The organism is Burkholderia seminalis DSM 23518, from assembly GCF_902832885.1.
Lineage (GTDB): Bacteria > Pseudomonadota > Gammaproteobacteria > Burkholderiales > Burkholderiaceae > Burkholderia > Burkholderia seminalis.
The window spans coordinates 740,007-757,556 of sequence record NZ_CADFDK010000003.1; the positions used below are offsets into that span (position 1 = coordinate 740,007).

Below are 17,550 nucleotides of genomic sequence, written 5' to 3' on the forward strand. Positions count from 1 at the left end.
GGTATCGGGACAGCGATCGTCACTGCGGCCGCAGCATCCGCCGGATGATCGTCCGCAGCATCGCGCGATGCGCGCGCGGCTTGAATCCCGGCTCGAATACGACCCGCCCGACCGCGCCTTCCGTGAGCGCGAGCAACCACGTCGCGACGAGATCCGGCTTCAGGTTCCCGTCGATCGTCCCTTGCGCCACACCGCGCTTGATCAGCGCGACCATCCGCCCTTTCACCTGCGCCTCGTTCGCCGCGAACAATGCCGCGACCTCCGGATTGCGCGTCGCCTCGGCCGCGGTCTCGATGCTGATGCGCGCATAGACGGGATCGCTCGACAGTTCCATCAGCGCCAGCGCGATCTCCTCGATCGCGGTCAGCGCATCGTCGGCGTTCGCATGCCGCGCGAACAGCTCGGCCATCTCGCGCTGGTCTTCCTTTGCGACGGCCTCGACGATCGCCGCCTTGGTCGGGAAATAGTGAAACAGGTTGCCGGGGCTCATCCCGGCCGCCTTGCAGATCGAGGCCGTGGACGTCGCATGAAAGCCGTCGCGCGCAAAACAGTCGATGGCGGCATCCAGAATCTGGCGCCGCTTCGCTTCCACTCTTTCAGGATCGATCTTTCTCACCGGGAACTCCGTGCATGACGATCGCTCTAATATTTATTAGACTGATCAGTCGATCTATTATCATGGCGATGGGCTGCGGGCGTCAAGGCGGCCTGCAATCGGACCGGATCGATGCGACACTGGCCGCCGAGCGCGGCTATCTGGAAGATGCATCGCAGGCGCTCGCGACGAGGCAGGGGCCCGTGCTGGCCGGGTGGGGCGCGCTGGATAGCCACGTCGATCCGGCGCTTCGTCGTGGTGCCGGGCGCGACGCACGGGCTGCCGCGCGCCGGCTGGTTCGATTACCCGCTCGAGTCGGACTGGCCGCGGTGGAAGATCGGTCCGTACACGGCGCTCGGGCGCCATGTGTATGCGCCCGGCACGCTCGGCCCGATCGAAGCATGGATCCGGTCGCAGTGAACACATGTGCAACACGGCAGCGCCGCCAAAGGCGCGCTAGATGAAACGGGCATCAGGCAATATCGGTCGCACCGCCCCGCGCGGCCGCTACAAGGAGGAGTTTCAATGTATTCGTGGTTCGAACGTCGCCTGCCGACTTTCCCGCTCGAAGATCCCGTCACGCCGCCGAAGGGATTCTTCTCGTTCGTCTGGGCGTGCACGAAAGGCGCGCGCGGCTGGATCCTGCTGATCGCGCTGACGTCGGCCGCGCTCGCCGCATACGAAGCCGCGCTGTTCGCGATGATGGGGCACGTGGTCGACTGGCTGTCGACGTCGACACCGGCGGAATTCGGCGGCCGCCACTTCGGCGCGCTCGCCGGCTTCGCGGCGATCCTCGCCGGCAGCACGCTGCTGATCGCGCTGCACACGATGGTCAAGCACCAGGTGCTGGCGATCAACTTCCCGATGCGGCTGCGCTGGCTGTTTCACCGGCTGATGCTCGACCAGAGCCTGTCGTTCTACGCCAATGAATTCGCGGGCCGCGTGACGACCAAGATCATGCAGACCGCGCTCGCGGTGCGCGACGCGCTGTTCATGTCGGTCGACGTCGTGATCGGCGTGACCGCATACCTGATCGGTATCCTCGTGCTGGCGGCCAGCTTCGACTGGCGGCTGATGATTCCGCTCGTGCTGTGGGCGCTCGGCTACGGCGCCGCGTGCGCGTATTTCGTGCCGCGCCTGGGCGCCGTCGGCAGCCGGCAGGCCGACGCGCGCGCGCTGATGACAGGCCGCATCACCGATGCGTATTCGAACATCACCACCGTGAAGCTGTTCTCGCACACGCGGCGGGAAGCCGACCATGCCCGGCGCGCGATGGAGGCGTTCAAGGCGACCGGCGACGCGCAGATGCGGCTCGTCAGCGCGTTCGAGATCGTCAATCACCTGCTGTCGACGCTGCTGCTGGTGGGCTCGGCCGGGCTCGCGCTCGCTCTGTGGATGCACGGCGAGGCGAGCGCGGGCGTCGTCGCGGCCGTGATCGCGATGGCACTGCGACTGTCGAGCTATTCGCACTGGATCATGTGGGAAATGACCGAGCTGTTCGAGAACGTCGGCACGATCCAGGATGGCATCAACACGCTGACGAAGGTGCGCAGCGTGGTCGACGCGCCCGATGCGCGGCCGCTCGCGGTGCAACGCGGCGAAATCGTATTCGACAACGTGCAGTTCGCGCACGAGGACAACGACCGCACGGTGTTCGACGGGCTAAACCTGACGATCAGGCCGGGCGAACGGATCGGCCTGATCGGCCGCTCGGGCGCCGGCAAGTCGACGCTCGTGAACCTGCTGCTGCGCTTCTACGACGTCGGCGGCGGCACGATCCGGATCGACGGCCAGGACATCGCGCATGTGACGCAGGATAGCCTGCGCAGCGCGATCGGGATGGTCACGCAGGATACGTCGCTGCTGCACCGGACGATGCGCGAGAACCTGCTGTACGGGCGGCCCGACGCGACCGAGCGCGAGATGCAGGAGGCCGCCGTGCGGGCGGAAGCGTCCGAGTTCATCGACCGGCTGCGCGACCGCCACGGGCGCAGCGGCTACGACGTCGAGGTCGGCGAGCGCGGCGTGAAGCTGTCGGGCGGCCAGCGGCAGCGCGTCGCGATCGCGCGCGTGATGCTCAAGGATGCGCCGATCCTCGTGCTCGACGAGGCGACCAGCGCACTCGATTCCGAGGTCGAAGTCGCGATCCAGCGCAGCCTCGACACGCTGATGAGCGGCAAGACGGTGATCGCGATCGCGCACCGGCTGTCGACGATCGCGGCCATGGACCGGCTGATCGTGCTCGACGAAGGGCGCATCGTCGAGGAAGGCACGCACCAGCAGCTGCTGAACGCGGGCGGTATCTATGCGGCGCTGTGGGCGCACCAGAGCGGCGGGTTCCTCGGCGAAACGGCGGAAGCGGAAGGCGCGGAGCGGTAGGCGGGGATGCCGCGGCAACGTGGCGGCACGGATGGTTTTGCACGGAAGTGCTCGCCGAAGGCGACGAACCGGGTTTCTCGTTCACGACCGGGTTGTGGGTCGACCACGGTTTCCCGGAAATCATCGTGTTCTCGTTGCCGGTGCGCATCGCCCACGATGTACCGGGAGACGCATACCGGATGGCCGCTTGCCAAACGCCGTCTCCCCTGCACCTCGTGCGTCACGACAACGGCCACGAGCGTGCCACTGTCATGACGCGCGCCGCTTGCGTGTCAGAAACGGTGGCGAATCCCGACGATCGCAAGCTCCTGGGTGGCCTTGCCGCCATCGACATACGCATCCGCAATCACCGCCTGCGCCGGGCCCGCGCCGTTGCTGCCCGACGCGTGCCCGTAGCTCATCGTTGCATAGAGATCGGTACGCTTGCTGATCGCGTAGTCGGCCGCGAGCGTGACCTGCTGGTAGGTGGCCGACGAATCGCCGTGCGATTTCAGATAGTTGTAACCCGTCTCGAACAACAGTGCCGGCGAAGCCTGCCATGCGACGAACACCGAGCCGTTGTTGTAGCGCTCGGCCGCCCCGAACGTCGAATGCCCGTCGCGCAGGTATTCGGCATAGCTATAGTGGCCGCCCAGCGTGAAGGCACCGAGCACGTAGCTCACGCCGGCCCGCGCGATATTCACCGCACTCGCCGTCGCGTATGCATTGTTGACCGGCGACAGGAAGATCGTATCGGCGCTGCTTGCGCCACGCGTCGACAGCACCGCGTTACCGTTGTCCAGATGCGCATAGCCGGCCGCGACGGTCACCGGCCCGGCCGTGTACGACATCGCGGCGTTGTACGCCTGCCCGGAGCCGACCGAGCCCGCCACGCCGCCGAACCCGTACATCGCGGCCACCTGCAGGCCACCCCACGACGGGCTCACCCATTTGACCGCATTGCTGTTGCGGACCGAGCCGTCTGCATTGTCGACGTCGCCGGGCGCCGTGAAGTACTCGAGGAAATTGTTCCCCTGCACCGGCAACACCAGGTCCTGCAACGTATCCTGCTGGCGGCCGGCCGTCACCGTACCGAATCCGCCCGACAGCCCGACGAACGCCTTGCGTCCGAACAGCAGGCCGCCGCTCATCTTGCCGCTGTTCACGTTGAAACCGTTCTGCAGGTTGAACAGCGCGCTCAGGCCGCCGCCCAGATCCTCCGTGCCTTTCAGCCCCCACTGGCTGACCGACATCTGTCCCGATTGCAGCTTGACCTGGTTGCTGGCGCCGCCGGTGTTGTGCGTGTACTGAATCGATTCGTCGATGACGCCGTACAGCGTGACCGAGCTTTGCGCAAATGCACTGCCGCACATACCGGCCGCGCATGCAAGTGTGGTCGATGCGATCCATTTCATTGCCGTGCTCTCCTGTCGTTGCGTGGTTGATCCATCTATTGACATGTTTTTGGCTTCATTCGTCATTCAATTCGGACACCGAATTGATACGAGCGAAATCGATGCCGTTTTCCCGGGCCGCACCGGCGACGCGAATCGCCGGCGCGCCCAGGCCCTACCGCGCCGCGCGAGCGCGGTGCCTGAACAGGCAGACCAGCTCGCTCGCCACGTGCGCGGCGGCCAGCGCGGTAATGTCAGCGTGATCGTAGGCGGGCGCGACCTCGACCACGTCCGCGCCGACCAGGTCGACCGACGTGAGCCCGCGGATGATCGACAGCGCCTGCGCGCTCGACAGGCCGCCCGGCACGGGCGTACCCGTGCCGGGCGCGAACGCCGGATCGAGCCCGTCGACGTCGAAGGTGAAATAGGTCGGCCGCGCGCCGACGATCTCGACGATTCGGGCAATGGTCGCGTTCACGCCGTGCTCATGCACCCACGCCGCGTCGAGCACCGACACGCCCATGAAATCGTCGTTCCACGTCCGGATACCGATCTGCACCGAGTGGGCAGGATCGATCAGGCCGTCCTTGATCGCCTTGTAGAACATCGACCCGTGATTGAGGCTGTCCGGCCGATCGTCCGGCCAGGTATCGCAGTGCGCATCGAAATGGATCAGCGAAAGCGGCCGGCCGTATTTTTCCGCATGAGCGACGAGCAGCGGATAACTGATGTAGTGATCGCCGCCGAGCGTCAGCATCCGTGCACCGGCGTCGAGTATCGTGCGCGCATGCGCGACGATCGTCTCCTTGACGGTCGACGGATTGTGTACGTCGAGCCAGCAGTCGCCGTAGTCGATTACCGCATAGTCGTCGAACGGATTGATCCCCCACGGATACGGCAGCAGCACGCCGAGCTGGCTGCTCGCCGCGCGGATCGCGCGCGGGCCGAGCCGCGCGCCCGGACGGTTGGTCGTCGCGATATCGAGCGGCACGCCCGTCACGGCGAGATCGACGCCGGCCAGTTCCTTCGTATACAGACGCCGCATGAACGACACCACGCCCGCATAGGTATTCTCCTTCGACGAACCGTATGGCGACTCGCGGCGGATCGCGCCGTCTCCACGTACGACCGACTGCTTCTGCATGATGTCATCCTTGTTTCGTGTGCCGACAATGCGGACGCCCGGGTCAGATGCCCAGCGCGCAGCCGTCCTTGCGATGGTCGGACGCGCCGATCAGCGTGCCGGCCTCCCAGTCGATCCGGATCGCCTGCGCGCCGCCGATCGCCCAGTTCGGCGCGACGAGGTTGAAGCCGCGTCGCGTGAGCGCTTCGCGCACCGCCGCGGGCATCGTGCATTCGACCTCCACTTGATCGGTACCCGGCCGCGGAAAGATGCGCGGCAGGTCGATCGCCGTCTGCAGGTCCAGATCGTAGTCGAGCACCTTCGACAGGAAGTGCGCATGTCCCATCGCCTGGTAGTGGCCACCCATCACGCCGAACGTGATCTGCACCTTGCCGTCGCGGGTCACCATGCCGGGGATGATCGTATGCATCGGCCTCGCGTGCGGCGCGATCGCGTTCGGGTGGCCCGCTTCGAGCGTGAAGCTCTGGCCGCGGTTGTGCAGCATCACGCCCGTTTGCGCGGACATGATGCCGCTGCCGAACGGATGAAACAGCGAATTGATGAAGCTCGCGCAGTTGCGGTCCTTGTCGACCACGCAGATGTAGACCGTATCCTTGTGCTCCACCGGCGCCGCGACCGGCGCGCCGAGGGCATGCAGCGCCGCGATGCGCGTGCGCAGCGACTCGACCGACGCCTCGGACAACAGCGTATCGACATCCAGCGGCCGGTAGCGCGGATCCGCGAGCAGCACGTCGCGCAACGCATACGCGACGCGCGCGGCGTCGATCTCCCGGTGCAGGCGCTCGGCGCCGAGCGGATCGTCGTTCGCGTCGAATCCTTCGAGCAGCTTCAGCATCAGCAGCGCGATGACGCCCTGTCCGTTCGGCGGACACTCGTGCACGTCGTAGCCGCGAAAACGCGCGGTGATCGGCGTCACGTATTCGCCACTGAACGCCGCGAAGTCCTCCATCGTATGCAGGCCGCCCATGCTACGCAGGCGAGCCACGATGTCCTCGGCGACCGCGCCTTCGTAGAACACGCGCGGGCCCCCTTGCGCGATCGCGTCGAGCGTGCGCGCGAGCAGCGGCTGCCGATGCACGCTGCCCGCGCGCGGCGCATGGCCGGCAACCAGCATCTGCGCGCGGCTCGTGTCGTCCAGCGACAGCAACTGCGCCTGATGGGCCCAGTCCGCGGCCGCGCGCGGCGCGACCGCATAGCCGTCGCGGGCGAGCCGGATCGCCGGCGCAAGCAGCGCGGAAAGCGGCAGCGTGCCGTGGTCGCGCGCGAGCGTCGCCCACGCGTCGACCGCGCCGGGCACCGTCACCGCGTGCGGCGAGTGCCGCTCGATCGACGTGATGCCGAGCGCGCTCAGCCGCTCGACGCTCGCAGCGGCCGGCGCCCAGCCCGACCCGTTGAAGCCGACGATATCGTCGCCGCCGCCGCGCGAATAAAGCGCGAAGCAGTCGCCGCCGATGCCGGTCGAGCCCGGCTCGACGACGCACTGCACCGCGCACGCGGCAATGGCCGCGTCCATCGCATTGCCGCCCGATTCCAGGATCCGGATGGCGGCCAGCGTCGACGCGGGATGCGACGTCGCGGCCATCGCGCCGGTCGACATCACCAGCGAGCGGCCCGGTTGTTCGAAATTCCTCATGGTGTTCTCCCGATTCAGCGTGCGGCCAGCGACCGGCGCCATGCGAGTGTGTCGTCGAGCGCCTGTTTCGACGCGTCGAACAACCGGTCGATTTCGTCGTGCGTGATGATCAACGGCGGGCAGAAATTGAACGTATCGCCCAGCGCCCGCGTGATCACGCCGTACGTCAGCGCCCGCTCGCCCGCATGGATCGCCACGCCTTCGGCGGGCGGGAACGGCGCTTTCGTCGCCTTGTCGGCGACCAGCTCGACAGCCGCGAGCAGCCCGGACCCGCGTGCCTCGCCCACGAGCGGATGCGCGGCGAGATCGGCCACGCGCTGCTGGAAATGCGGGATGACGTCGCGCACGTGGTCGAGCACGCCGTCCTCGTCGTAGATGCGCAGCGTCTCGAGCGCGACGGCCGCGCAAACGGGGTGGCCGCTGTACGTGAAGCCGTGGCCGAAGGTGCCAATCTTCTCGCTTTCGGCCACGAGCGCGCGATAGACCCCCTCGTTGACCATCAGCGCCGAGATGGGGAGGTAGCCGGCCGACAGCTGCTTGGCGACGACGATCATGTCGGGCTGCATGCCGAACGTTTCCGAGCCGAACATGTTGCCGGTCCGACCGAAACCGCAGATGACCTCGTCGGCCACGAGCAGGATGTCGTACCGTTTCAGCACGCGCTGGATCTTTTCCATATAGGTGGCCGGCGGGACGATCACGCCGCCCGACGCCATGACCGGCTCGGCAAAGAACGCGGCGATCGTCTCGGGCCCTTCGCGAAGAATCAGTTGCTCGAGCGAATCGGCGCAGCGCGTCGCGAACTGCTCCTCCGATTCGCCCGGCAGCGCATGACGATAGTAGTGCGGGCAGTCCGTATGCAGGATGCGATCGATCGGCAGGTCGAAGTCGCGATGGTTGTTCGGCAGGCCGGTCAGGCTCGCCGACGCGATCGTCACGCCGTGGTACGCCCGCGTGCGCGCGATGATCTTCTTCTTCAGCGGCCGCCCGAGCGCGTTGTTGTAGTACCAGATCAGCTTTACCGCGGTGTCGTTGGCTTCGGAACCGGAGTTCGCGAAAAACACCTTCGACATCGGCACGGGCGCCATCGCGATCAGTTTCTCGGCCAGCAGGATCGACGGCTCCGACGATTTGTGGCCGAACGCGTGATAGAACGGCAGCTTGCGCATCTGCCGGTCGGCTGCATCGGCCAGCCGTTGTTCGCTGAATCCCAGCGACGCGCAGAACAGGCCGCTCAGCGCTTCGATATAGCGGTTTCCTTCCGTGTCGTATACATAAACGCCCTCGCCACGCTCGATCACCATCGGCCCGACATCGCGATGGCGGCTCAGGTTCGTATACGGATGAAGGACGTGGTCGATGTCATTCTGCTTCAGCATGTGCATGGGTACCTTCCTGGTTTCGTCTCTTCCATGGTCGTGTCTTGCGTGTGCGGACCCGGCCGGAACTGGCCGTCGAATCCTGCTATTTGAGCCCGCCGGACAGGAATTTCTGCAACCGTCCGCTTTTCGGCATCCTAAATATGTCTCGCGGATGACCCTCTTCCTCCACAACACCCTGGTGCAGGAACATGACGTGGTTCGATACCTCGCGTGCGAAGCCCATCTCATGCGTGACGACGATCATCGTGCGGCCTTCGCCGGCGAGATCGCGCATCACCTTGAGCACGTCGCCGACCAGCTCCGGATCGAGCGCCGACGTCGGTTCGTCGAACAGCAGCGCGTCCGGCTCCATCGCGAGCGCGCGTGCGATCGCGACGCGCTGCTGCTGGCCGCCGGACAGATGGGCCGGGTACGCATCGGCGAAATGCGTCATGCCCACCTGTTCGAGATAGCGCTCCGCCCGCTCGCGCGCCTCCGCGCGGCCGAGCTTCAGGACGTGCAGCGGCGCTTCGACCACGTTCTGCAGCACCGTCATGTGTGCCCACAGATTGAAATGCTGGAACACCATCGCGAGCCGCGTCCGCATCCGGCGCAACTGCACAGGATCCGAAATCCTGATCCGGCCGTTGCGGTCGACCGACGTCCGCACTTCCCCGCCGCCCAGCGACACGCGGCCCGACGAAGGCGATTCCAGAAAATTGATGCATCGAAGCAGCGTGCTCTTGCCCGATCCCGACGAACCGATCACGCTGATCACGTCGCCCGGGTTCGCTGCGAGCGAGACGCCCCTCAGGACCTCGTTGTCGCCGTAGCGTTTGTGGAGATTGTCGACAGACAGTGCATTCATGTGGCGTGGCTCCGCGATTGAGCAAGCGTGGAAAGCGGCAGCGGCCGCAGGTGGACGAGCAGACGCCGCTCGGCGGTCCGGATCAGCAGCGCGACGAGCCCCGTCAACGCGAAATAGACGGTGCCGACGGAAATGAACGCCTCGAACGGCGCGTAGTAATTCGCGTAGGCATCCCGTGCGGCGCCCGTCAGGTCGATCAGCGTGATCGCGCTGACGAGCGATGTGCCGTGCAGCAACAGGATGATTTCGTTGCCGTAGGCGGGCAGGAACCGGCGCAGCGCCGACGGCAGCACGATGCGGCGCCACGCGGTCGCGCGCGACATCCCGTAGGCTTGCGCCGCTTCGATTTCGCCGTACGCGGTGGTGCGAATCGCTCCGGCCAGGATTTCCACGGTATACGCGCAGGTGTTCGCGGTCAGCGCGATCAGCGCGCACCCGAACGGGTCGCGCAGCGGCAACAACAGCGGATTGCCGCGCTGCCACGCGTCCTGGACCCACTGGAACTGACCGAATCCGTAATACACGAGCATCAGTTGCGCGAGCAGAGGCGTGCCGCGCATGAACCACGTGTAGACCGCCACCGGGCCGTGCACGACGCGGTTCGGCGACACGCGCAACACGGCCAGCGGAATCGCGAGCAGCAACCCGAGGGCCAGCGAGCCCACGGTCAACTGCACGGTGACCCACAGCCCGCCGGCGTACGCGCCGAGCAGCGCGATCCATTGTTCATGGCTCATCCGTGCAGCCTCCCCTCGCGCATGCCGCGGTTCAGGCGCACGCGGGCACGCGCCAGGCATGCCGTCGATCCCGACGTCACCAGCAGATACACCGCGCAGGCGGCCAGGTAGAACGTCATCGGCGCCTGGGTCGTGCGGCCGGCCTGGTCGGAGATGAACATCACGTCGTGCAGGCCGATCAGCGACGCGATCGCCGTCGTCTTGAGCAGCACCAGCCAGTTGTTCACGGCGGCGGGCAACGCGAGCCGCGCCATCTGCGGCAACAGGATGCGTCGAAAGGCGAGCCATCCCGAGAATCCGTATGCGCGCGCCGCCTCCATCTGGCCGCGCGGCACGCCGAGCATCGCGCCACGGAACGTCTCCGTGTAGTACGCGCCGAAAATGAAGCCGATCGTCAGCACGGCGGTGACGAACGCGTCGACGTCGGGCGCATGCAAGCCGAACGCGGCCGACAACTGGTTCAGTAGAATCTGGCCGCCATAAAACACCAGCAGCATCATCACGAATTCCGGCACGCCGCGAATCAGCGTGGTATACGCGGTGGCGGCGGACACCAGCACACGCGAGCCCGACAGCTTGGCCATCGCGCCCGCGATGCCGATGCACACGGCGAGCGCGACGGACAACACGGCGAGCACGATCGTCACCTCGGCGCCGCGCAACAGCGCCGGCAGGTATTGCTGCAATTCGGACATAACGCTCCTTTCCAGCGCGCTCGGGGTTCATATCGGCCATGCCGGCGCATCCATGCGCGTCGGCGCGGCGCCGATCGACACGCGATCAGTAGATGTCGAAATCGAAGTACTTCTTCTCGATGGACTGATACACGCCATTGGCGCGAATGGCCGTGATCGCCTGGTTCAGTTGCTGCCGGAGATCGTCGTCGGTCTTGCGCACCGGGATGCCGTAACCCTCGCCGAGCAACGCCTTCTGCTCGGGCGTCGTACCGACGATCGGCGTGCCGACGAACTTGAAGTTCGCGCCTTCCGGTTTCGTCAGAAATGCCGAATACGCGGCGGTCGCGTCCTGCAGCGCGGCATCGATGCGGCCCGAGCGCAGGTCGAGGTAGACCTCGTCCTGGGTCGGGTAGCGCACCAGCTGCACGCCGTTCTGCACCCAATACGCGCTCGCGTACTTGTCGGCCAGCGTGCCGCGTTGAACGCCGACGCGCTTGCCCTTCAACTCCGCCGGCGTCGCGTCCTTGACGGGGCTGTTTTTCGCGACGACCAGCCGGCGCGGCGTGTTGTAGTACTTGTCGGTGAAGGCGACCTTCTGCTTGCGCTCCGCGGTGATCGCGACCGACGCGACGATCGCGTCGACCTTGTCGGCCATCAATGCGGGAAGCAGGCCGTCCCAGCCGATCTGCACCAACGTGCAACGGGCGTGCATCTGCGCACACAGTGCATGGATCACGTCGATGTCGAAACCCACCGGCGTGCCGTCCGGCTGCATCGACGAAAACGGCGGATAAGCGCCTTCGTAGCCGATCCGGATGTCCTTCCACTCTTTCGCCTGGGCCTGCGCGGCCGCCAGCATGACGGCGGCGAGCACCAGGAATCTCATCATGTGTCGTTTCATGTCGATACTCCGTAACGTGTTTCGGTGGAAATGACTGCGTGGTCGTGTTGCAGGTCTCTCGTCTGACGATTATTTCGGATGCCTTATCGATAAGCACGAGGCGTCGGCGACCGCCTCGCCGCGTTCCGTCAGTCGCCGCCCGTCATCCAGTCGCGCAATGCCGGCACGGTCGCTTCGATGTGCTCGCGTACCGCCGCCTCGAGCGCGACAGGATCCCCGCACCGGATCGCCTCGATCAGCGACATGTGGTCGTCGCGCGACGTCTTCGGCTTGTACGCCAGCTCGAGCCACAAGCGCATGTGCGGTTCCACCATCGTATGCAGCCCGGCAATCTGCGTAATCAGGCGCTGGCGGCCGCACAGCTGGCACAGATACTCGTGAAAGCTGCGATGCACGGTCACCCACTGCTGGCCGTCCGGCTCGGCGCGCTCCATCGCGTCGATCAGGCGCGTCAACTCGTCGACATGCTGCGGCGTGATGTTCGGCAGCGCCATGCGCGCCGCCAGCCCCTCCAGCACGCCGCGCATGCCGAATACCACTTCCATCTCGTCGACGTCGAGCCCCCGCACGACCGCGCCGCGATTCGGCCGGATCACGACCAACCCTTCGCTGGCGAGCCGGCGAAACGCTTCTCGCACCGGCATGCGGCTCGTATTGATGTCGGCGGCGATGTCCTCCGGAATCAGGCGATCGCCCGCCTTGTACGTCCCCATCCGGATCCGGTAGAGCACGTACGCGTAGGCTTCCTCTTCCGCCGTCGCGGGAAATTGCGGATATGGCGAGGGTGTCTGTCCGTCCATGTTCATGTCATTGCCCTGTGTCGCTACGCTGGCTGAGCGTGCGTCGATCCATCCGCCGGGGAATCACCATCGCCCCCAATCGGAAAGTATTTTGTAAGACTGGATATTTGTATCCGTGGCTGCACTATACGACGCCAAAAATAACCGACGATACGGGTTTACCCGTTGGCAATCGCAACGCGCGTATCCGGTCACATCCCCGCGAGCCGCGCCGATCCGGCGGCTCGAGATTCGATCGCGCATGTGTTGCCGCCCGGCAAAGTTTGCTGATTCGCTCAAGCGATCTAATGAATGATCGACCACGCGTACAAGATCGAATCGAGGTGTCGTCGATGCGCGGGGTCGCGCGCGAGAATATTCAACGCACGCCCGTCCGCCAACGGGTCGCGCGCACAGCCGTAGCGCCATACCGGATCGGCTTGTGTCGCACCAGGCAGGCGAATGTTGCAGTCGCAACGACGGCGGCGTGGCCACCGCCGGGTCAGGGCTTCCAGCGCGTCGCGCCGTCCCGTTGGATGACTCGTTTTTTCGGCTGCATTCCTTCAGGCCGTCGATGACCAGCCATTGCAGCGATCAAACGTCCGAGCCGCTCGCGCTCCGACTCCCGGCCCCTTGAGCCGGCCGGCATCGGCCACATCCACGCCGCCGAACCGGTTGCGCCAGCGCTCGAACGTCTGTTCCGAGATGTCGTGGCGCTTGCCCGGATCATTCATGGGTTCGTCCCGACTCTCGGCTACGCGCGGAGTCCGGACGATCTGCTCGTCGGTCAACCACTTCTTCATCGAGTTCTCCTTGCCTCCGGGAAAAGAGAACCCGCTTGCCGAATGACTACGAGAAACGTCTCAGGCCCATGCCTGCTGGTTCGCCTCCAGCCGGAAGAAAGACACTGCGTGGTTCAGCTGTCGCCCTTGGTCTTCCAGTGATTTCGACGCGGCCGCCGCTTCCTCCACCAGCGCGGAGTTCTGCTGCGTGACATCGTCCATCTGTGTGATGGCCTGATTGACTTGCTCGATACCCCGGCTTTGTTCGGTCGATGCCGCGGCGATCTCGCTCATGATGTCAGTGACGCGAGCAACCGACTGCGTGACCTCGGTCATCGTTTTTCCTGCTTCACTCGCAAGGGACGAGCCGTCCTGGATCTTCTGCACGGATGCATTGATCAGATCCTTGATCTCCTTCGCGGCGATGGACGATCGCTGCGCGAGACTGCGCACCTCGCTTGCGACCACGGCGAACCCACGCCCCTGCTCGCCCGCGCGGGCCGCCTCCACCGCGGCATTGAGCGCGAGGATATTCGTCTGGAAAGCAATGCCCTCGATGATCCCCGTGATCTCGGCAATCTTGCTGGAACTTGCGCTGATATCGCCCATTGTGTCGACCACGCGGCTGACGACATGATGGCCGCGCCCTGCCACTTCCGACGCTTTGGCAGAAAGTGAGCTTGCCTGCTGCGCGTTCTCGGCATTCTGCCTAACGGTCGACGTGAGTTCCTCCATGCTCGCGGCCGTTTCTTGCAGGGAAGCCGCCTGCTGCTCGGTGCGCGCGGAAAGATCGACGTTACCCGACGCAATCTGGCTCGAACCGGTGGCGATGCCGTCCGCGGACGTCCGGACTTGACCAATCAGGCGCACGAGGCTCGCCTGCATCTCACCCATCGACGCGAGCACGCTGCCCGCGGGCGCGGCTTGCGCACCGGGTACCGGGCCCAGATCTCCGCCGGCCACGCGTTGCGCCACCTTGCCCAGGTCGGCCGGCTCGGCCCCGAGCGCGCGCAACACGCCCCGTGTAATGATGGCGCCGGCCAGGACGGCGATTGCAACCGCGACAAGGCAGATGATGATCAGCACGGCTCGTTGGGTCGAAAACTGTTCGCCCGCCTCCTGCACCATCTGCGCCGCGTGCTGACGCGTGAAGTCCGCATAGTCGTTGGACGCCTTGATCAGCGCCGCCAGCAGCGGTCTGCATTTCGTATTGATTTCGGCGATCGCTGCATCCCGCTGGTTGCTCACTGCCAACCGGTCGATATCCAGCGCCACCGGGCGGTAGAGCGCTTCGATCCGCGGGAGTTCGGCCGCGAGACTGCGCCCCTTGTCGTTCATGTCGGAAGCGCTGGCCACCATTGCATTGAACTTCTCGAGGTTGGACTCGACGCGCCGTTCGGCGTCGATCACGGCGGCTTTTTCCAGTTCGACGTCGGCCGGTGTCGTCACCAATACGAGGTTGCGCACCGCCATCGCCCGATCGTCGACCGCGGTACGTACGGCTTCGGCCATGTCGGCTCGTGCATTGATGCCGCCGATATATCCGGCGAAGCGGCTGTTGGCCTCGTTCAATTCCTTGAGAGACAGCCCGGAGACGACCAGCACGATGACTGCCAGTATCCCGAACGCTCCGGAGAGCTTCGTCTTGACCGGCAGGTTGTTCAGATTCATGTCTTCTACTCCAGGGGCAACAAGGCCGGACGATAAAGAGCAGTCCTTGCGATGTTGGATAATTGAAAGGTGTGCGCAGCAATTGCGACAGACTGACGAGAACGCGCCTGTATCTGCTTTACGGCGGCTCAGTCGGGCGCTGAAGTGCGACAGTCGCTCGTTTGGCATCCGCAAACGTTGGCGACTGATTAAATTTTTTTGAAGGAAAGGCGTAAATCTCGTGAAACCACGCTCATTCACGCGCCGCCCGCCACCGAACCCCCTTGGTCGTCCGGCCGGTGTCGGGGAGGCGCGCCCGTTGCGTGTCGCGCAGGCAATCCCGTGCATCGACCTCCTTGCCGCGCTCTACGCCTGCAGCAGGACAGTAAACCGCGCGCCCTTCCCTGGACTGCTCACCGTCAACTGCCAGTCGTGCGCGAGCGCGATTTCCTTGCAGATGGCGAGTCCGAGGCCGGCACCATCGTGCCGCGCATCCGGGGCGCGCCAGAACCGCGTGAAGAGAAAGGGAAGATCTTCCTGCCTGATGCCGGGCCCCTCGTCCTGCACGTGGATCGAGGCGTCGTCGACGATCAGCGTGACGACGCTATCGGGCGGCGAAACATTGATCGCGTTCTCGACGACGTTCTTCAGCAGGATGAACAAGCCGCTGCGGTCCGCCCAGATCGGAGATGGCGCCTTCGGTATGTCCAGCTGAAGCTGTACGCGTTTCCGGTCTGCCCGGCGCTCCAGATAGCTGACGACGTCCTGCGCGACGACCACACTGCTCACCTCGCCGAAACTGAAACTCTGCAATTCGCTGACCTCCGCCAGATGCAGCAACTGCCGAACCTGACGCGCCATCAGATCGATCTCGCGAAACAGCAGCTCCTTGCCCTCGATCTCCGGCTGGAGTTCGATCTGACCTCGGATCAGGGTGAGCGGCGTTTGCAATTCGTGCGCGGCCGAAGCAAGAAACTGTTGTTGCACCATATAGCCTTTTTCGAGTCTGCCCAGCGCCTCGTTGAATGCGTTGATCAGCGGCTTGATCTCGCTCGGAATGCCGTCGGAAGACAGCCGTGTCGTCAGATTGCGCGGCGTAATCAGAGCGGCGGCGCGCGACGCCTGCCTGAGCGGCTTGAGTACCCGGCGCACGGTGAAGGTCAGCGTAAGCCCGAAAATGATCGTCGCAACGAAGAACGTGACCCGGACGATTTTCGGAATCGGCGCGATCTTCACGCCGATCAACGCTTCGTTCAGACGCTTGCTCGTGGCGGTCTGAACGTAGTAGACCGCCTGCCCGTGCGGAACCTGCTGCGTCATGATGTCGAACGGTTTGCCGCCCATGCTCACTTGCAGGATCTTGCCGCTTGCGGCGGCAAGATCCCCCGCGAGCCAGGGTCGGCCGTCACGCGTGTCGCCCGACGCGAACAGCACGCGGCCCCGCTCATCGAGCACGCGATATTTGAGCTCGGTCTGCAATACGTCGAACAGCCACTGCGCGTGCTCGGGAAGCCGTACCGATGCCAGACGGCCGGTCTCGTCGAAGACAAGCCCGTCCACGACATGCATCACCTTCTCCAGTTGTTCGCTGCGGCCGAGCGTCTCCTCCGGAAAGTGACTGAACACGTGGATGACGAAGGCCGCCAGCAAACCCAGACACACCGCCAGCGCGGCAACGCTGGTCAGCCACAAACGTGCGGACAGACTTCGAATCCAGTGATCGAGCATATCGACAAGTACGGTTGGCTGCCGCTTCCGAAAATTTGCCCCGTCACGCAACTGATCCGGAGCCGGTACGATGCGGCGGTTCATCGCCGATCAAACACCGCGTACCCGGTTCGAGGGAGCGGCACCCACTCGCCGTCGAACATGAGGATGCGCGATGCGTCGCGACACGCGGCGGCGCCGTCCACCGCCGGAATCCGCTGCTTCATACGCCCTTCTTTCGTGATGCAGGTTGGTCAAGCAAACCACCCGGTTCGTCTTCGTTCGCGGCTTGCAGCGCGAAACCTGCGCCACGGGTGTTCGCGAGCCGCGTGGTCGCGCCGAGTGCCGCCAGCTTCTTGCGCAGCCGATACAAGGTCACTTCCAGCGCGTTGGGCGTGACCGCCTCGCCCAAGCCCCAGGCGGCATGCTCGAGTGCAGCGTGCCGCACGGTCCGGCCAGCCGCCTTCATGAGGCACAGCATGATCTGCAATTCGGCCGGCGCGAGCGTGATCGTTTCGGGACCGCAATGCATCGCGCGCTGCTGCGGGTCGACCGTGATGTCGGCGAACGACAGAACCAGTCCCGCCAGCATCGGCGGCCGGCGCATCAGCGTGCGCACCCGGGCGACCAGTTCGCTCATCGCAAACGGCTTGGTCACGTAGTCGTCGGCGCCGCTCTCGAGGCCGTCCACGCGGTCATGCAGTGCATCGCGTGCGGTCAGCATCAGACAGGGCGTCATCACGCCTGCCGCACGCAATGCGCGCAGTAACGCGAGTCCATCCCCGTCCGGCAATCCGCGGTCGACGATCAGCACCGCGTAGTCACCCCGGTTCACGCCGTAGCTGGCCTCGGAAACCGTGGAAAACAGGTCAGCTTCGATTCCGGCAGCCGACAGCGCCTGGCGCACCATCTCGGCCAGGCGCTGGTGGTCTTCGATCAATGCGACTCGCGACATGACGCTGCG

At 65.2% G+C, this 17,550-nt stretch carries 14 protein-coding genes and 3 pseudogenes; 3 read left to right on the forward strand and 14 right to left on the reverse strand.

The annotated features are described in order from the left end of the window. Positions 1-19: 19 nt before the first annotated feature. Complete coding sequence (locus HWX00_RS13880; RefSeq protein WP_069704923.1) at positions 20-616, reverse strand: TetR/AcrR family transcriptional regulator; 597 nt, start codon at positions 614-616, stop codon at positions 20-22. A gap of 89 nt (positions 617-705) precedes the next feature. Between HWX00_RS13880 and HWX00_RS13885 the strand changes: the two are divergent. From HWX00_RS13885 to HWX00_RS37550, 3 genes and pseudogenes are all read left to right on the forward strand, one after another. Continuing rightward, a pseudogene (locus HWX00_RS13885) lies at positions 706-1,015 on the forward strand (alpha/beta hydrolase); the annotation flags it as partial. 105 nt (positions 1,016-1,120) lie between these two features. Then, positions 1,121-2,974: an ABC transporter ATP-binding protein gene (locus HWX00_RS13890; protein ID WP_124608656.1), complete on the forward strand. Its 1,854-nt coding sequence runs from the start codon at positions 1,121-1,123 to the stop codon at positions 2,972-2,974. 47 nt (positions 2,975-3,021) lie between these two features. After that, positions 3,022-3,102: pseudogene (locus HWX00_RS37550) on the forward strand (hypothetical protein); the annotation flags it as partial. Between the two features lie 144 nt (positions 3,103-3,246). Here the strand turns inward: HWX00_RS37550 and HWX00_RS13900 are convergent. From HWX00_RS13900 to HWX00_RS13960, 13 genes and pseudogenes are all read right to left on the reverse strand, one after another. Next, the gene (locus HWX00_RS13900) at positions 3,247-4,368 is read right to left on the reverse strand and encodes a porin (protein WP_034191976.1); all 1,122 of its coding nucleotides are present in this window, start codon (positions 4,366-4,368) and stop codon (positions 3,247-3,249) included. Between the two features lie 154 nt (positions 4,369-4,522). Beyond that, on the reverse strand, positions 4,523-5,491 hold the full coding sequence (gene speB / locus HWX00_RS13905; RefSeq protein WP_034191977.1) for an agmatinase: 969 nt from the start codon (positions 5,489-5,491) through the stop codon (positions 4,523-4,525). A gap of 43 nt (positions 5,492-5,534) precedes the next feature. Next, a complete protein-coding gene (locus HWX00_RS13910; protein ID WP_175026870.1) occupies positions 5,535-7,124 on the reverse strand; it encodes a gamma-glutamyltransferase family protein in 1,590 nt (529 codons plus the stop codon). Positions 7,125-7,138: 14 nt separating this feature from the next. Beyond that, positions 7,139-8,509, reverse strand: a complete 1,371-nt coding sequence (locus tag HWX00_RS13915) for an aspartate aminotransferase family protein (protein ID WP_175026871.1) — start codon at positions 8,507-8,509, stop codon at positions 7,139-7,141. A gap of 79 nt (positions 8,510-8,588) precedes the next feature. Then, positions 8,589-9,353: an ABC transporter ATP-binding protein gene (locus HWX00_RS13920; RefSeq protein ID WP_175026872.1), complete on the reverse strand. Its 765-nt coding sequence runs from the start codon at positions 9,351-9,353 to the stop codon at positions 8,589-8,591. Continuing rightward, the gene (locus tag HWX00_RS13925) at positions 9,350-10,090 is read right to left on the reverse strand and encodes an ABC transporter permease (RefSeq protein WP_034191980.1); all 741 of its coding nucleotides are present in this window, start codon (positions 10,088-10,090) and stop codon (positions 9,350-9,352) included. Before HWX00_RS13925 ends, HWX00_RS13920 begins: the two co-directional genes overlap by 4 nt. Beyond that, positions 10,087-10,785: an ABC transporter permease gene (locus HWX00_RS13930; RefSeq protein WP_175026873.1), complete on the reverse strand. Its 699-nt coding sequence runs from the start codon at positions 10,783-10,785 to the stop codon at positions 10,087-10,089. Before HWX00_RS13930 ends, HWX00_RS13925 begins: the two co-directional genes overlap by 4 nt. Before the next feature lie 85 nt (positions 10,786-10,870). Further along, positions 10,871-11,656, reverse strand: a complete 786-nt coding sequence (locus HWX00_RS13935) for an ABC transporter substrate-binding protein (RefSeq protein WP_069704927.1) — start codon at positions 11,654-11,656, stop codon at positions 10,871-10,873. Positions 11,657-11,796: 140 nt separating this feature from the next. Then, positions 11,797-12,474 (reverse strand): GntR family transcriptional regulator, encoded by a 678-nt coding sequence (locus tag HWX00_RS13940; protein WP_080288031.1) that lies wholly within the window; start codon positions 12,472-12,474, stop codon positions 11,797-11,799. Between the two features lie 344 nt (positions 12,475-12,818). Next, a pseudogene (locus HWX00_RS36820) lies at positions 12,819-13,250 on the reverse strand (IS3-like element ISBcen23 family transposase); the annotation flags it as partial. Between the two features lie 60 nt (positions 13,251-13,310). Beyond that, complete coding sequence (locus HWX00_RS13950; protein ID WP_049028745.1) at positions 13,311-14,900, reverse strand: methyl-accepting chemotaxis protein; 1,590 nt, start codon at positions 14,898-14,900, stop codon at positions 13,311-13,313. Positions 14,901-15,245: 345 nt separating this feature from the next. Further along, positions 15,246-16,691 (reverse strand): sensor histidine kinase, encoded by a 1,446-nt coding sequence (locus tag HWX00_RS13955; protein WP_319001522.1) that lies wholly within the window; start codon positions 16,689-16,691, stop codon positions 15,246-15,248. Positions 16,692-16,809: 118 nt separating this feature from the next. After that, complete coding sequence (locus HWX00_RS13960; protein WP_175026875.1) at positions 16,810-17,541, reverse strand: response regulator transcription factor; 732 nt, start codon at positions 17,539-17,541, stop codon at positions 16,810-16,812. Positions 17,542-17,550: the final 9 nt, after the last annotated feature.

What these genes read in the sequence shown, in the direction of transcription:
- HWX00_RS13890 (WP_124608656.1), top strand. Translation starts at nt 1,121, where the DNA reads ATGTATTCGTGGTTCGAACGTCGCCTGCCGACTTTCCCGCTCGAAGAT.
- HWX00_RS13900 (WP_034191976.1), bottom strand. Translation starts at nt 4,368, where the DNA reads ATGAAATGGATCGCATCGACCACACTTGCATGCGCGGCCGGTATGTGC.
- speB (WP_034191977.1), bottom strand. Translation starts at nt 5,491, where the DNA reads ATGCAGAAGCAGTCGGTCGTACGTGGAGACGGCGCGATCCGCCGCGAG.
- HWX00_RS13910 (WP_175026870.1), bottom strand. Translation starts at nt 7,124, where the DNA reads ATGAGGAATTTCGAACAACCGGGCCGCTCGCTGGTGATGTCGACCGGC.
- HWX00_RS13915 (WP_175026871.1), bottom strand. Translation starts at nt 8,509, where the DNA reads ATGCACATGCTGAAGCAGAATGACATCGACCACGTCCTTCATCCGTAT.
- HWX00_RS13920 (WP_175026872.1), bottom strand. Translation starts at nt 9,353, where the DNA reads ATGAATGCACTGTCTGTCGACAATCTCCACAAACGCTACGGCGACAAC.
- HWX00_RS13925 (WP_034191980.1), bottom strand. Translation starts at nt 10,090, where the DNA reads ATGAGCCATGAACAATGGATCGCGCTGCTCGGCGCGTACGCCGGCGGG.
- HWX00_RS13930 (WP_175026873.1), bottom strand. Translation starts at nt 10,785, where the DNA reads ATGTCCGAATTGCAGCAATACCTGCCGGCGCTGTTGCGCGGCGCCGAG.
- HWX00_RS13935 (WP_069704927.1), bottom strand. Translation starts at nt 11,656, where the DNA reads ATGATGAGATTCCTGGTGCTCGCCGCCGTCATGCTGGCGGCCGCGCAG.
- HWX00_RS13940 (WP_080288031.1), bottom strand. Translation starts at nt 12,474, where the DNA reads ATGAACATGGACGGACAGACACCCTCGCCATATCCGCAATTTCCCGCG.
- HWX00_RS13950 (WP_049028745.1), bottom strand. Translation starts at nt 14,900, where the DNA reads ATGAATCTGAACAACCTGCCGGTCAAGACGAAGCTCTCCGGAGCGTTC.
- HWX00_RS13955 (WP_319001522.1), bottom strand. Translation starts at nt 16,691, where the DNA reads ATGAACCGCCGCATCGTACCGGCTCCGGATCAGTTGCGTGACGGGGCA.
- HWX00_RS13960 (WP_175026875.1), bottom strand. Translation starts at nt 17,541, where the DNA reads ATGTCGCGAGTCGCATTGATCGAAGACCACCAGCGCCTGGCCGAGATG.